Source organism: Candidatus Anaeroferrophillus wilburensis (assembly GCA_016934315.1).
GTDB classification, from domain to species: domain Bacteria; phylum Desulfobacterota; class Anaeroferrophillalia; order Anaeroferrophillales; family Anaeroferrophillaceae; genus Anaeroferrophillus; species Anaeroferrophillus wilburensis.
Genome location: JAFGSY010000030.1, coordinates 18,307 through 31,431, shown reverse-complemented (window position 1 = coordinate 31,431; position 13,125 = coordinate 18,307). Strand labels below are relative to the sequence as shown.

The window sequence follows — 13,125 nt, the reverse complement described above, 5'->3', positions numbered from 1 at the left end:
GGAAGCGCAGGATCATATTCTTCCCGATCTCAGGATGGCAATCGCCAGCCAGAACCCCAGGCCGCCGGCCACCAGGTAGCCGATAATCCCCAGCACCGGATAGCCCATGAACATGAAGCCGGTATTGGTCTGCATGATCAGCGACGAGGCGACGATGGTGGCGGAAATAATCAGGCTGAACGACAGGCGGTTGGTGATCCGGTCGAGATTTTTGCCCAGGGGGTCAAGCCCCACATGCTCAAACTCGATCTTCAGTTTGCCCTTGCTGAGTTTTTTAATGATCTCCTGGGTTTCCCGTGGCAGCATCTCCACCAGTGACTGAAATTCCTGCACCCGCCTCCAGACCACCTTGGCAAGATATTCCGGCGACATCTTCCTGGTGAGCAGCTGTTTGACAAAAGGGGTTGCATGGCTGATCATGTCAAAATCAGGATCGAGGCTGCGGCCGACGCTTTCAATGGTCATCAGGGCCTTGAGGAGCAGCATCATGTCGGGCAGAAAACGGATGTGATGATGGCTGGTAATGGCGATGAAATCCCTGATCAGCGACCCCACCTCGATCTGCTGCAGGGGAATATTGTAGTAGCGGTCGACAAAATCGTAGAGATCGGCCCGCAGCTCCCGCATATTGATCCGGTCTTCATCGATAACCCCGACCGCTGAGAGGACATTGGTCAACCGCCGGATGTCGCGGTTGATAACCGCCATCAGCAGGTCAAGCACCAGGTGGTTCTGTTCTTCGTCCAGGTGGCCGACAATGCCGAAATCAAGGGGGGCGATGACATTGCCGGGCAGCACGAACAGATTTCCCGGATGGGGGTCGCCGTGGAAAATGCCGAACTCCAGTACCTGGCGCAAAACCAGGGTGGCGCCGTTCCGGGCGACTATTTTCGGATCAAGACCGGCATCAATCAAAGCCTGGCGCTCACTGATTTTAACCCCCTCAATCCAGCCCATGGTCAAGACTTCCCGGGCGGTGAACGGCCAGTGCACACTGGTGATGCTCACTGTCGGATCATCAGCAAAATTCTGGCCAAAGCGGTCAAGGTGCCGCCCTTCAACCTGAAAATCAAGCTCCTTGCGGATGGTTTTGGCAAACTCCTTGACAATTCCCACCGGATCATAGAGTTGCAATTCCGGGATATGTTTGGCGATCAGATAGGCCAGGCTCATCATGATATCGATGTCGGTCTCAATGGTCTGGGTAATTCCCGGCCGCTGAATTTTGACGGCCACCAGCTCGCCGGTAGCCAGCCTGGCCTGGTGAACTTGAGACATGGACGCGGCAGCCACCGGCTCCCGGTTGAATTCCGGAAACATTTCAGCAAGGGGCCGCGCCAACGATGATTCAATCACCTGCACAACATCGGCATAGGGAAAGGGCGACACCTGGTCCTGGAGATGTTTTAATTCATTAACGATCGAAGGAGGAATAAGATCGGGACGGGTTGACAGCAGCTGCCCCAGCTTAACGAACGTGGGTCCCAGTTCCTCAAGAGCCATCCTGAGGCGCTGGGCTTTGGTGTAGCGGATGAGTTTTTTGCGGCCGCCCTTGTTCAGGGTGACAATGCTTTTCCCCAGGGCCAGATAATAGTCAATGTTGAGCTGTTCAATGATGCCGCCAAAGCCATAACTGATAAAGACACCGATAATCTGGCGGTATCGTTTGATGTTTCGGTATGTGCGGTCAATCTGCAGGATATCCATAGCCACCCATCAGTCAGAAGCATGCTGGTGGGAAGCAATTTTTGTTTCCAGTTCTTCGATTCTTTTTTTCAAGGCCTCAAGTTCACTGCGTTTTGGTGCATCTATTCTGGCCATCAGGCTGTCCAGTTCCTTTTTGATCTTTTCCGAAAAAGCATCTTTCTCCTGTTTTATTTTGGCAAGCAGTTCTTCAACCAACTCACGCCCCTCCTGGCTGCTGATCTCCCCTTTTTTGACCATTGAGGCAATAAGCTGCTCTAGACGTTCTTCGGTCAGCGACAGTGCCCCTACCCCCATCAGCAGAAATTTACGGGCCAATGAAAACATTTCCATCTGCAGACCTCCTCTCCATGCTCAAGACAGTAGATTGTTTGCAAAACCGTAGTACATAATGGCCGTGCAGGTCAATGGGATTCCGATACCACTCGTGGCAGCCGGAAAATAAAATCAGCCCATTGGCCGTATTCGCTTTCAACCCAGATTTTGCCGCCATGGAGTTCGACAATCTCCTTGACGTTGTAGAGTCCCAGACCGATGCCTTTCTGTTCAGGAATATTCTGATCTTTCAGTCGCTGAAATTTTTGAAACACCTTATTGATCTTATCATCGGCAATCCCGGTTCCTTCATTCCAGACATGGAACTGAAGACCATCGTCGTAGGCGGTGACACCATATGATATCTTGCCTTCAGGGATGCCATATTTAAGAGCGTTGTTGAAAAGATTGCTGAACACCACCTGGAGCAGGTAACGATCGGCATGGAAAGAGACCGCAGCCAGTTCAAGCTGACCATCGTAGGAGATCCTTTTCTCCAGGTTCTGCCGGCCAAGTCGTTTAAAAACCGGGGCAATAATCATCTGATAGAAATCATCGATATCAGTGATATTCAGCCGCAGGCGGCCCATCTCTATCCGCGACAGGATGAGATAGCGATCGATCATATCTTCCATGAATTCACAGTTGGAAATAATGGTGTCAAGGTCTCTCTGTTCCGCATCACCAATAATACTCCGGGAAAGGCGTCGCAGAAAACCACCGACAACCACCAGGGAGTTTCTCAGTTCATGGGATACAAAACTGAGGACATTAATATAATTATTGTTGAGCATGGCCAGCTCACGGTTTTTCTGACGCAGCTGCCGATTGCTCTTCTTCAGTTCCTGCTGCAGCAGTCTTCTTTGAGTCAGCATCCGGATTTTGTGAACCAATTCATCGAAGGGGAACATATCTGGATTCGATTCCAGATCAGCGCTATGCGGCTTATAGATAACATCTGCGGCTCCGGCCATCAGACCATTGATTTTCTGCTGGTAATAGAAGCTGTCAACCATGGCTTGAAACGGCGGCTCCTGTTCGTCACCAGCGCTGGACATCATGATAACCGGGACGTTCAGATATCGCTTTATTGTTTTTATCCGGGAAACAATATCTACACCACTGGCCAGCAATCTGCCCTGTTGGTCTTTTAAAATGCTGTCAACAAGAAAAATATCCGGCAATACATTCAGATTAAAACCGGAAAAAAAATCTTTTCCATTGACAAAATGAGAAACACGACAACCATGGACATCGACCAATTTATTGACAATGGCGGCCGCTGTTGTATGACTGTCTTCAATGAGGACAACATGAAGTTTTCTTGCTGCTTTTTCAGAAGAAATCATCTAATGGCCCACCCGGTAAATGACTGTCAGTCTCTCGATTGATTGGAAGCCTGCTGCAAACTGTCTTGCGATCAGTGTCATTCCAACCACCAGTCCTGATGAAAATATAGCAAAGCTAAAAAAAAATTCAATTTTTTTTCGCTACATGTCGATTCATAGTCAATAGTCCGCTATAGATATCATTGATGACCATATTGGAGCTACATCCATGGAACAATTTTACATCTCGGTAGCACGGATCGCCAAAAAGACCCTCAACCACATGGTTGCCCACCACACTCCTTTGCTCCCCGACCTCTACAGCAAGTATTTTTATGTTTTTCTGGATGAAGTCGATCAGGAAATCAAGGAGATTATCGATAAGCAGGACAACGGTGGCAAGCGGGAACTGAAAAAGCAGCAGGAAGCGACGCTGCAACTTGTTGCTGCCGTCACCGAGGTCATTGAAGGCCTGGATCAATCAGCAGCGGCCCACGACCAAAGTCTGCAACGCAATCAGCAAAATCTTCAAGGCATGGAAAAGGTCGTTGATCTGGTCAGTTTACGGCATCTTATCAGTGATGAAATCAATCAAGTTCGAGAAAGCAATGTTTCCCTGAAACATAAACTGACTGAAGCCCAGCAGCAGGTTCAGCAACTGCAGTCGCAGCTAAGCCAGATTACCAACCTGGCGACCATTGATGAATTGACCGGCCTCTACAATCGCCGGGCACTCTTCAGCCGACTGGTGGAAGAACACTCTCGGGTTGAGCGCTACCAGGAAATTTTCACCCTGCTGATCCTTGATATTGATGACTTTAAAGATGTCAATGACCAGCACGGTCACCAGGTGGGGGATGCCATTTTAAGAAAACTGGCCAACTTCATTAAAGGCAGCTTGCGAACCTCTGATTTTATTTCCCGTTTTGGTGGTGAAGAGTTTATTGCCATCCTGCCATCAACCAGCCTTGAGCAGGCACATCAGGTGGCCGAAAAAATGCGGCTGCTGCTGGGTAAAAAGGTTTTTGAGACGGAAAATGGAACTCTAAAGATCAAAATAACCGTCAGCATGGGGATTTCCCAGTGCCAAGCCGGGGATACCGTCGACAACCTCATCAAGCGTGCCGATGATGCCCTCTACCGGGCGAAAAAAAGTGGCAAAAATATGATTGCCACCGAAAAAGACCTGTAGAAAAACCTTCACCGCCAAACCCGTCACCGGATAGCATCATTTCTCACACTCACCACTGGCAACACCGAACAGCCGTGTTGCGTTGCGGCAGGTTTGTTCAGCGACCGCCGCTGCCGGGATGCCTTTGAGCCGGCCTACCGCTTCGGCAACATAGTGGACGTAGAGTGGTTCGTTGCGCCGGCCGCGGTGGGGAACCGGCGTCAGGTAGGGGCAATCGGTTTCAATCAGCAGGTCTTCAAGGGAAAGATGCTTGACCACCTCGGCCTGCAGTTGGTTATTGCGGAAAGTAATGGTGCCGGGGATGGAAATCATAAAACCCAGGTCAACATAAGCGGCAGCCAACCGGTAGTCTCCTGAGAAGCAGTGAATAATACCTCCATGCCCATAGGCCTCCTCAGCTTTGATGATTTCCAGCACCTCCCGGTGGGCTTCCCGGTCATGGATGACGACCGGGAGCTGCAGTTCGCCCGCATAGCCAAGCTGCCGGACAAATTCTGTGATCTGTACCTTTCGAGGTGAATGGTTGCGGAAAAAATCCAGGCCTATCTCGCCATAGGCAACCACCTTGCTGCTGGCAGCCAGAGATTTGATGACCTCATAACTCTGCAGGGTAGCGTCTTTGACCTCATGGGGGTGGATACCCACGGTAGCATAGACCTGCGGCCATTGTTCGGCAATTTCCACCCCTCTAATTGAATCAGCGACCGTGGTTCCGATAGCGACTATGCCCGCCATGCCGGCCGCAAAAGACCGTGCCAGCAAATCATCCAAATCATCGGCGAAGGCATCCATGTTGATATGACTGTGACTATCAAACAACCGCATCAATGCCGCTCCTTGAACTGTTCCATCTCCTGGACAAAGGCCACCAACCGGTCGGCCACCAGTTGGTAGTACCGCTTGCCTTTTTCCCGGGTTGCCTTGCCGGGATCTCCCCAAACCCCATTTTTCCAATAGGACTGCTTGTTGCGCACCAGCATGAATCGGGGGAAATCAGGATATTCCGCGGGGCTTGTTCCGTAAACCAGTTCCGGACTTGAATGCAGTATCCGTGATGTTTCTATCTCACCGGCATGGGAATCATCAGCAGTTTCCACCTCTTCCCGGCATACTTCCCGGGCCAGGTCATACTCGCAGATAACGGCAATTTTGATATCCCCGTACAGTTCCAGGAGGAGTTCGCCGACCTCCACCAGGGCACTCATGTGGGTTTTGCCAGCATGGCCTGAAATAAGAATAAACGACCGCAGACCTTGACGGTAGAAGGAGCCCACCAGATCCTTGACCAGGGATCGCAGGGTATCGGCAGAAATGCCGATGGTCCCCGAATGATTGGCAGTACTGCGGCAGACACCATAGTGAACCGGCGGTGCCACAAACACCGCAATCCGTTCCACCACCCGTTTCAGGACTTCATAAACCTGGAACGTATCGGTGGCCAGCGGCAGATGAAAACCATGCTCTTCGGTTGATCCAAAAGGAATAAACACCGTCCTGCTCTGCTCCAGGCCGGCGGCAAAATCGTTCATCGTCATGTCGGTGATGATCATCAGTCATTCTCCTGTCGGTCGATGGTGACGAGGGCGATGCATATCGCAGTTAATCCTTAAAAGCAACTGCAATTTACCATTGCACTTGCTTTTCGGAGCATGGTATAGGGGACGAATGGGTCTTGTTCACCATCTTTCAGCATGAGTACATCAAGGAGCTGCGCCATGATCAAACTGGCATCCCGGGTTCAACAAATCAAGCCCTCACCCACGCTGGCCATTTCAGCAAAAGCCAAAGCTCTCCAAGCTGCCGGCATTGATGTGATAAATTTTGGTGCTGGTGAACCTGATTTTGATACCCCTGACAATGTCAAAGCGGCTGGAATAGAGGCAATCCGGAGCGGGTTCACCCGCTACACCGCGGTACCCGGCATCCCGGAGCTTAAGGAAGCCATCTGCAGGAAGCTGGCGCGGGAAAATCGACTGACCTATCAGAGTGATGAAATTATTGTTTCCTGCGGCGGCAAACATTCTTTTTACAATCTTGCCCAAGCTATGCTTGACCCGGGAGATGAAGTGATTGTCCCCGCCCCCTACTGGGTTTCCTACCCACCCATGGTTCAGCTGGCCGGTGGTTCAGCGGTGATTATTCCGACGACCGAGGCAGACGGCTTCAAAATAACGCCGGCACAGTTGCAGCAGCACATTTCCACCAAAACCAGGGCAGTGGTGATCAATTCCCCCTCCAACCCCACCGGTTCAGCCTACTCATGGGAGGAGCTGCAGGAACTGGCCGCGGTAATTGTCAAAAATGATATCCTCGTTATCTCTGACGAAATTTATGAGCACATCGTCTATGACGGCTTCAACCAGCGGAGCATTGCTGAGGTGGGACCGCAGATGAAAGAGCGGACCATCATTCTCAACGGGGTTTCCAAAAGCTACGCCATGACCGGCTGGCGGATCGGTTTCGCTGCCGCCCCGGCCCCCCTGGTGGCCGCAATGACCAAAATTCAGAGCCAGAGCACTTCCAACCCCACCTCCATCGCCCAGAAAGCGGCCCTGGAAGCGTATGACGGTCCCCAGGACTTCATTGCCCGCGTCCTGCCGGCTTTCAATGAGCGGCGCGACTACATTGTGGCAACGCTGAATGCGATTCCCGGCATCAGCTGTTTCAACCCGGCGGGCGCCTTTTATGTCTTTCCCCGGGTCGAAGACCTGATCGGCAGAACGTCCGCCGGGCGCGCCATCACGTCGTCCCTGGACCTGTGCGATCTGCTCATTGATGAGGCGAGAATTGCCGCTGTTCCGGGAGAAGCATTCGGTGCCCCCGGCTATCTTCGGCTGTCGTACGCCACATCGCTGGAAAACATCAAAACCGGCATGAAACGACTGCAGGAATTTGTCGACCGGCTTGAGGACTAACTGCTGACCTCATCCATCCAGCCGATGGCCTCCACGGTGATGTTTACCGCTGCCTTAGCCGGCCGCCCACCGGCTGGCAAAATAGTCATGGATAATCGTGCCATGGTCAAACGCCAGGGGCACGGGCAGGATATGCTGACCGAAGACCTGAGCAGCGACGGCATCATCCGCTGCTTGGAGCACGCCATATCCCCGGCCAATAAAAACCGTGCTGATGGTATGTTGTCTGGGGTCCCGTTGAGGGTCCGAGTAGCAGTGAAACTGCCCTTCCAGAACCACATCCAGCGAGGTCTCCTCTTTTGCCTCCCTGACCGCCGCCGCCTCCAGGGACTCACCGTAGTCAACAAAACCACCGGGGATTGCCCAACCAAAAGGGTAATGTTGCCGCTCAATGAGGACAATCCCCTGCTGGTAGCGGATAATAATATCCACTGTTGGTACCGGATTTTTATACACTGACCATGAATACCGGCAACGGGGACAGGAAATTTCTTCTTTCACGGTTTTTGCTCCTGCTGACCGTCCGCGTGGCGCTCCCTCTATTTATTGCTGCGCCATGATTGCTGGAAGTTACGCTCCAACCTTGGGCATGTTACGCCTCACTCAAACTCTGCCTGTTTCGAATCGGGAGCCTTGACGGTGCCATCCGGTTTTCGAGGCGTTTTGCCGGTTGTTACCAGGCCCTCTTGATTGATTATTTCTTCATCAGCCAACCACCTATGCACCAGGGCGACCTCGTCATCGCGATCTTGCACCTGACCATCCAGGCGGGCGTCCCGGAGCCTCTCCAGAATCACCTTGAAATGCACCCCGGGAACCAGCCCCATGGCAATAAGATCATGGCCGGTTACCTGGGGACTGATAAACTGCAAGGTGGTAATATAGGTTGAGATAAGCCGCTGAATTTCCCGCTGCTCATGACCGGCTAACACATAGAGAATCACTTCCAGCGGCAGCGGCTTAAGCAAACCAGCCACCAGCGAGTTACTGACCATCCTTCGTTGATGGAACTCCTTGGTTAACTGCTTTGCAGCCCTGATACCCTGTTCCCTGGCCTGCAGAAACTGATAGGCAACCGTCTGCTGAAGGTTGAGGCGGGCAACCTGCACGGCCGCCTGATCGGCTGCAACCCCGTTGAGGATAGCCAGCAGATACACCTGCCAGTTTTCGACTTTCTGTTCTAGAAACAGGTATTCATACCAGGAAAGGACATCACGGACTGAGGGAACGATCTTCTCCAGAGCGGCTTCAATATCAATGCCGGGAAATACTTGTGACCACAGGTCAAAATAATGCAGCCGGCGAAAAATAGGCAGTGGATTTGCCTCACTGCAGATCAGCTTCAGTTCGCCAACGATTCTGATCCCTGACAGCTTGGTGATAAACCCCATTTTTATGGCATTGGCAATCAGATGTTCTGTCTGGCGGCCGATGGCAAAGCCAAATTTTTGTTCAAAACGAACCGCCCGGAAGACCCTGGTGGGGTCTTCAACAAAACTCAGGTTATGCAAAACCCTGATCGTTCTCTCTTTCAAATCCCGAAAAGCACCAAAATAATCCCTCAGTTCGCCAAAGCGTTTGCGGTTCAGACTGACAACCATGGTATTGATTGTAAAATCACGCCTATAGAGATCTACCTTTAATGAACTTTCTGATGTTTTTGGCAGACTGGCAGGCGTATCATAATACTCCATCCTGGTGCTGGCAACGTCAATTTTAAACCCATCGGGAAAAACAATAACAGCTGTCCTGAAGGTCGCATGAACATGGCAACGGCAACGATACAGCCTGGCAAAGGCACGGGCAAGGGCAATGCCATCCCCTTCAACAACAATATCGATATCAAGATTTTTCTGCCGCATGAGCAGGTCACGGACTACACCCCCCACCAGAAAAACCGGTAGCTGCATCTCATCTGCCAGGTCACCAACCTGATGCAGTATTTCAATAATCGCGGCCGGGAACTGCTCTCGCAACAGGGAGGTGACGTTTTTTACCCTCAGCCGGCCTTCGCCGGCGCCATTGAGAAGCTGCCCCTCCTTGACCACCTGCTCATGGAGGGTCCGCAGCAGGTCCTTACGGGTAATGGCACCGATCACTTGATTTTCCCGGTCCACCACCGGCAGAAATTTCTGGTTGCGCTCCACAATCAGTTCCTGAATCCGCAATAAATCGGCACTCCGGTCAACCGGTTGAAATTCGGTGGTCATATACTCCCGGATGGGCACCTCCTGCAACCCGTGAAAAACCCCTTTTTCCACCACTTGGCGGGTAATAATGCCGCAGAGCTTTTTTGACTCGCCAACCACCACCGGCAGGACATTGATGTTATATTTGGTCAGCAGGAGGGCCGCATCGGCCAGCGTCGCATTGTCAGACACCGTCATAACCGGTGAAGTCATGAGATCGGCGGCCACCAGCGATGGCTCAACTTCTGCGTCCAGGGCCGCCAGCAGCTGCTCGCGACACTGGACCAGGGTCAGTTCCCGGGTTACGGCTGCTGCTGCAGACTGATGACCACCGCCACCAAAATGCTCCAGGACCTGGCCGACGTTAACGTGCTGATTGCGGCTGCGGGCAATAAGATAAATTTTCCCTTCCATCCTGATGAGGGCAAAAAGAACTGCCATTTTTTCCATATCACGCAAACGGTGAACGATCAGTGCCACTTCAGGGATATATTTTTCCCGGCTGGCTTCAGCGATAATCACCCGCTGACCTCGCACGATTACTTCGCTGGATGACAGCAGCAGATCATTAAGCAGTGAAACCTGGGCGCGGTCCAGGGTGGCATTGATGACATCAGCCGCCAGTTGCAGATTACCTCCCTGCTGGAGCAGAAAAGCGGCAGCCTGAAAATCGCGGACTGTGGTGGAGTTGTAGGTCAGGGAACCGGTGTCTTCATAAATGCCGATCATCATCATGGTTGCCTGGTCGGCAGGGATAGGAACATGATCAGCCTGTAACTTTTCAACCATCACGGTTACCGTTGCCCCCACCGGGGCGACAATCTCTTCCTGGGTTGCCTGGATATCACCGGGACTGTCCGGATGATGATCATAGAGGCATATTTCCATGCCTGGTTTGTCCAGCAGGTCAATAAAAGCACCGATTCTTTCCCGCTGGCGGGTATCAACAATAATCAGGCGGGTTACCTGGGAAAGATCAACCTCTTTCAGGCTTTTGAAGGGATAGGCGTAGGTGCATGAATGAAGAAAAAAGTTACGGATACTTTTTTCCTGACTGCCGGGAAAAACCATCACCGCATCAGGATAGAGCAAACGTGCGGCCAGCATTGAGGCCAGGCCGTCAAAATCAGCATTGAGGTGGGTGATGATAACATCCATCTACCGCATCCCTTTCCCTTATTGTTCCCGAGGATGAAACTGCCGATAGACCTGCAACAATCGTCGGCTGTCCACTTGGGTATAGATCTGGGTTGTTGATAGATCCGCATGACCAAGCAGGCTCTGCACCACCCGCAAATCAGCTCCTCCGGCCAGCATATGGGTGGCAAAGGCATGGCGCAGCAGGTGGGGATATACTTTCCGGCGAATACCGGCCTTCCTGGCATAGCGGGTAATGTTCTTCCAGAAACCTTCACGGCTAAGGGGTCGGCCTGAGCGGTTCAAAAACAGGTAGTCACTATGCCGCTGTTTAAGCAGTTGCGGCCTGACAGCCTGGAGATACTCCATGAGCCGCCCCAAAACGCCGAAAGGAAGAGGAATCAGCCGCTCCTTGTTCCCTTTGCCGATGACACTGACCACCCCCAGGTTGAAATTCAATTGCAGCAAGTGCAGAGAAACCAGTTCAGAGACGCGCATTCCGGTACCATACAGAACTTCCAGCATCACCCGGTCACGCTGGCCAAGAACCGTAGCCAGATCGGGAGCAGCCAGCAGCTGCCGTATTTCCTCAAAAGAAACTACCGGCGGCAACTTTTTGTCCAGGCGGGGCATCTCCAGATGGATCAGCGGATTGCTGGCAATAAACTGCCGCCCCACCAGAAAACGAAAAAACATTTTCAGGCTTGAAAGCTTTCGTCTGATGCTGCGCAGGGCATAGACCTGCTGCAGCATAAACTGATATTCCATCAACTGCTCGGATGTCAGATCAGCCAGGGATGCCAACGACAGCCGGTCGACAAACGCCTTGAAATGGTCCAGGTCACCCTTGTAGGACTGAATGGTCCTTGGCGATAATCCCCGCTCCATGGCAAGATAATCCAAAAACATCTGCTGCCGTTCAGCAAACCCCTGCATTAGATCCGGCTCATTCATCAAGGCCTGCTTCAGCCCCAAAATTTTTTAATGCCCCGCTCACGTCACCCAGCGGTGAAACCATGGCAATAGCGTGCTTATAAATCAGATGGCTGGCATAGCCATCATTGAGAATAAGGGAAAAATTATCAAAGCTTGTGATGATCCCTTCATTGACATTGCCGCTCACCAGCTGAATGGCAACCCGAACGCGCTCCCGCCGCACCCGGTTGAGAAACTGATCCTGAACATTCGCCGCCTGTTTACTCATCGCTTCGTCCTTCCCCCTGCATTCCCCTTTAGTTGCCGACTCCGGAAAACTGGAGACCAGCTGCCCTGCAGCTCTGAAAAAAAGCACTTGATAACAAGAGGTTGAAACTGTTCCTGAATGCCAAGAGCTGACTTCAATCGATACTGTTCTGGCCCGACGACGAGCACTAATTGCCTTTACAGTGCTCCACAGCCTATGATAGTATCCAAAATAAGCTCGAAGGTGCAAGGAAAAAGTAACGATTTCAACAGGATTGATTCAATCAGGAAAAAAGAGGTGGGAATGGAGCGTTTTAAGAGATATGGCGGCACCAGCAGTTATATTGCCTCCGAGGCACTGCAAAATGATGTCAATGTTGCCATCGCCCTGGGAAGACCGCTGCTTATCAAGGGAGAACCGGGAACCGGCAAAACATTGCTGGCTTCAAGCATCGCCGCAGGGTTAAAAACAGAGTTGCTGACCTGGACCGTAAAATCAACCACCAAAGCCCAGGATGGCCTTTACATCTATGATACCGTCCAACGCCTTAATGATGCCCGTTTTGGCGACCATGACATCTCCGATATCAAACGCTATATCAAGCTCGGCAAATTGGGGCAGGCTTTTACCGCCAGCCGGCAAGTGGTGTTGCTGATTGATGAAATTGACAAGGCGGATATTGAGTTCCCCAATGATCTTCTCAGTGAACTTGATGAAATGAAATTTTATATTCCTGAAACCGACGAAACCATTGCCGCCCTCCACCGGCCGGTCATGGTGATCACCAGCAACTCGGAAAAAGAACTCCCCGATGCTTTTTTACGGCGCTGTGTTTTCCATTACATTCAATTTCCCGAAGCAGACTTCATGGAGGATATTGTCAGAGTACATTTTCCCGATCTCAATAAAAAAATCATGTCAACCGCCGTGCAGGCCTTTTTTCAGCTGCGTCAGCTGGATGATCTGCGGAAAAAGCCATCCACCAGTGAGCTGATTGACTGGATCAAGGCATTGGTGGCATCCGGTACCAGCCCCGGAGATATCGGCCCCAAACTGCCGTTCCTCGGCGCTTTATTGAAGAATGAACAGGACTACGACCAGGTTGCCAACCTGGGAACATCCCGCACTACCAGGCGGCCCACCTATTTCCGTTGAGATAATC

12 protein-coding genes are annotated in these 13,125 nt (G+C 51.8%); 3 read left to right on the top strand and 9 right to left on the bottom strand.

Going from position 1 to position 13,125, the window contains the following annotated elements:
* Positions 1-12: 12 nt before the first annotated feature.
* The 3 genes from JXO50_07675 to JXO50_07665 form a co-directional block, all read right to left on the bottom strand.
* Positions 13-1,707: a ubiquinone biosynthesis protein UbiB gene (locus tag JXO50_07675; protein ID MBN2332969.1), complete on the bottom strand. Its 1,695-nt coding sequence runs from the start codon at positions 1,705-1,707 to the stop codon at positions 13-15.
* 9 nt (positions 1,708-1,716) lie between these two features.
* Complete coding sequence (locus tag JXO50_07670; protein MBN2332968.1) at positions 1,717-2,037, bottom strand: hypothetical protein; 321 nt, start codon at positions 2,035-2,037, stop codon at positions 1,717-1,719.
* A gap of 71 nt (positions 2,038-2,108) precedes the next feature.
* The gene (locus JXO50_07665) at positions 2,109-3,368 is read right to left on the bottom strand and encodes a hybrid sensor histidine kinase/response regulator (protein MBN2332967.1); all 1,260 of its coding nucleotides are present in this window, start codon (positions 3,366-3,368) and stop codon (positions 2,109-2,111) included.
* 208 nt (positions 3,369-3,576) lie between these two features.
* On the opposite strand from JXO50_07665, the gene JXO50_07660 reads away from it, so the two are divergent.
* The gene (locus JXO50_07660; protein MBN2332966.1) at positions 3,577-4,539 is read left to right on the top strand and encodes a GGDEF domain-containing protein; all 963 of its coding nucleotides are present in this window, start codon (positions 3,577-3,579) and stop codon (positions 4,537-4,539) included.
* Between the two features lie 36 nt (positions 4,540-4,575).
* On the opposite strand, the gene JXO50_07655 is transcribed toward JXO50_07660, so the two are convergent.
* Positions 4,576-5,364 carry a TatD family hydrolase gene (locus JXO50_07655; protein MBN2332965.1) on the bottom strand — a complete coding sequence of 263 codons (789 nt, stop codon included), beginning with the start codon at positions 5,362-5,364 and terminating at the stop codon, positions 4,576-4,578.
* Complete coding sequence (locus JXO50_07650; GenBank protein ID MBN2332964.1) at positions 5,364-6,089, bottom strand: creatininase family protein; 726 nt, start codon at positions 6,087-6,089, stop codon at positions 5,364-5,366. Before JXO50_07650 ends, JXO50_07655 begins: the two co-directional genes overlap by 1 nt.
* A 168-nt stretch (positions 6,090-6,257) precedes the next feature.
* Here JXO50_07650 and JXO50_07645 point away from each other — a divergent pair, with 168 nt between their 5' ends.
* The gene (locus JXO50_07645; GenBank protein MBN2332963.1) at positions 6,258-7,454 is read left to right on the top strand and encodes a pyridoxal phosphate-dependent aminotransferase; all 1,197 of its coding nucleotides are present in this window, start codon (positions 6,258-6,260) and stop codon (positions 7,452-7,454) included.
* Positions 7,455-7,508: 54 nt separating this feature from the next.
* Here JXO50_07645 and JXO50_07640 read toward each other — a convergent pair whose 3' ends face one another.
* The 4 genes from JXO50_07640 to hfq all read right to left on the bottom strand — a co-directional run bounded on the left by JXO50_07640 (position 7,509) and on the right by hfq (position 11,984).
* The gene (locus JXO50_07640) at positions 7,509-7,955 is read right to left on the bottom strand and encodes an NUDIX hydrolase (GenBank protein ID MBN2332962.1); all 447 of its coding nucleotides are present in this window, start codon (positions 7,953-7,955) and stop codon (positions 7,509-7,511) included.
* A gap of 98 nt (positions 7,956-8,053) precedes the next feature.
* A complete protein-coding gene (locus JXO50_07635) occupies positions 8,054-10,801 on the bottom strand; it encodes a CBS domain-containing protein (protein MBN2332961.1) in 2,748 nt (915 codons plus the stop codon).
* 18 nt (positions 10,802-10,819) lie between these two features.
* Positions 10,820-11,689 (bottom strand): site-specific tyrosine recombinase XerD, encoded by an 870-nt coding sequence (gene xerD / locus JXO50_07630; protein MBN2332960.1) that lies wholly within the window; start codon positions 11,687-11,689, stop codon positions 10,820-10,822.
* A 37-nt stretch (positions 11,690-11,726) separates the two neighbouring features.
* The gene (gene hfq / locus JXO50_07625) at positions 11,727-11,984 is read right to left on the bottom strand and encodes an RNA chaperone Hfq (protein MBN2332959.1); all 258 of its coding nucleotides are present in this window, start codon (positions 11,982-11,984) and stop codon (positions 11,727-11,729) included.
* Between the two features lie 282 nt (positions 11,985-12,266).
* On the opposite strand from hfq, the gene JXO50_07620 reads away from it, so the two are divergent.
* Positions 12,267-13,118 carry a MoxR family ATPase gene (locus JXO50_07620; protein ID MBN2332958.1) on the top strand — a complete coding sequence of 284 codons (852 nt, stop codon included), beginning with the start codon at positions 12,267-12,269 and terminating at the stop codon, positions 13,116-13,118.
* Positions 13,119-13,125: the final 7 nt, after the last annotated feature.

Coding starts and splice junctions, on each gene's coding strand:
- JXO50_07675 (MBN2332969.1), bottom strand. CDS start 1,707: ATGGATATCCTGCAGATTGACCGCACATACCGAAACATCAAACGATAC.
- JXO50_07670 (MBN2332968.1), bottom strand. CDS start 2,037: ATGGAAATGTTTTCATTGGCCCGTAAATTTCTGCTGATGGGGGTAGGG.
- JXO50_07665 (MBN2332967.1), bottom strand. CDS start 3,368: ATGATTTCTTCTGAAAAAGCAGCAAGAAAACTTCATGTTGTCCTCATT.
- JXO50_07660 (MBN2332966.1), top strand. CDS start 3,577: ATGGAACAATTTTACATCTCGGTAGCACGGATCGCCAAAAAGACCCTC.
- JXO50_07655 (MBN2332965.1), bottom strand. CDS start 5,364: ATGCGGTTGTTTGATAGTCACAGTCATATCAACATGGATGCCTTCGCC.
- JXO50_07650 (MBN2332964.1), bottom strand. CDS start 6,089: ATGATCATCACCGACATGACGATGAACGATTTTGCCGCCGGCCTGGAG.
- JXO50_07635 (MBN2332961.1), bottom strand. CDS start 10,801: ATGGATGTTATCATCACCCACCTCAATGCTGATTTTGACGGCCTGGCC.
- xerD (MBN2332960.1), bottom strand. CDS start 11,689: ATGTTTTTGGATTATCTTGCCATGGAGCGGGGATTATCGCCAAGGACC.
- hfq (MBN2332959.1), bottom strand. CDS start 11,984: ATGAGTAAACAGGCGGCGAATGTTCAGGATCAGTTTCTCAACCGGGTG.
- JXO50_07620 (MBN2332958.1), top strand. CDS start 12,267: ATGGAGCGTTTTAAGAGATATGGCGGCACCAGCAGTTATATTGCCTCC.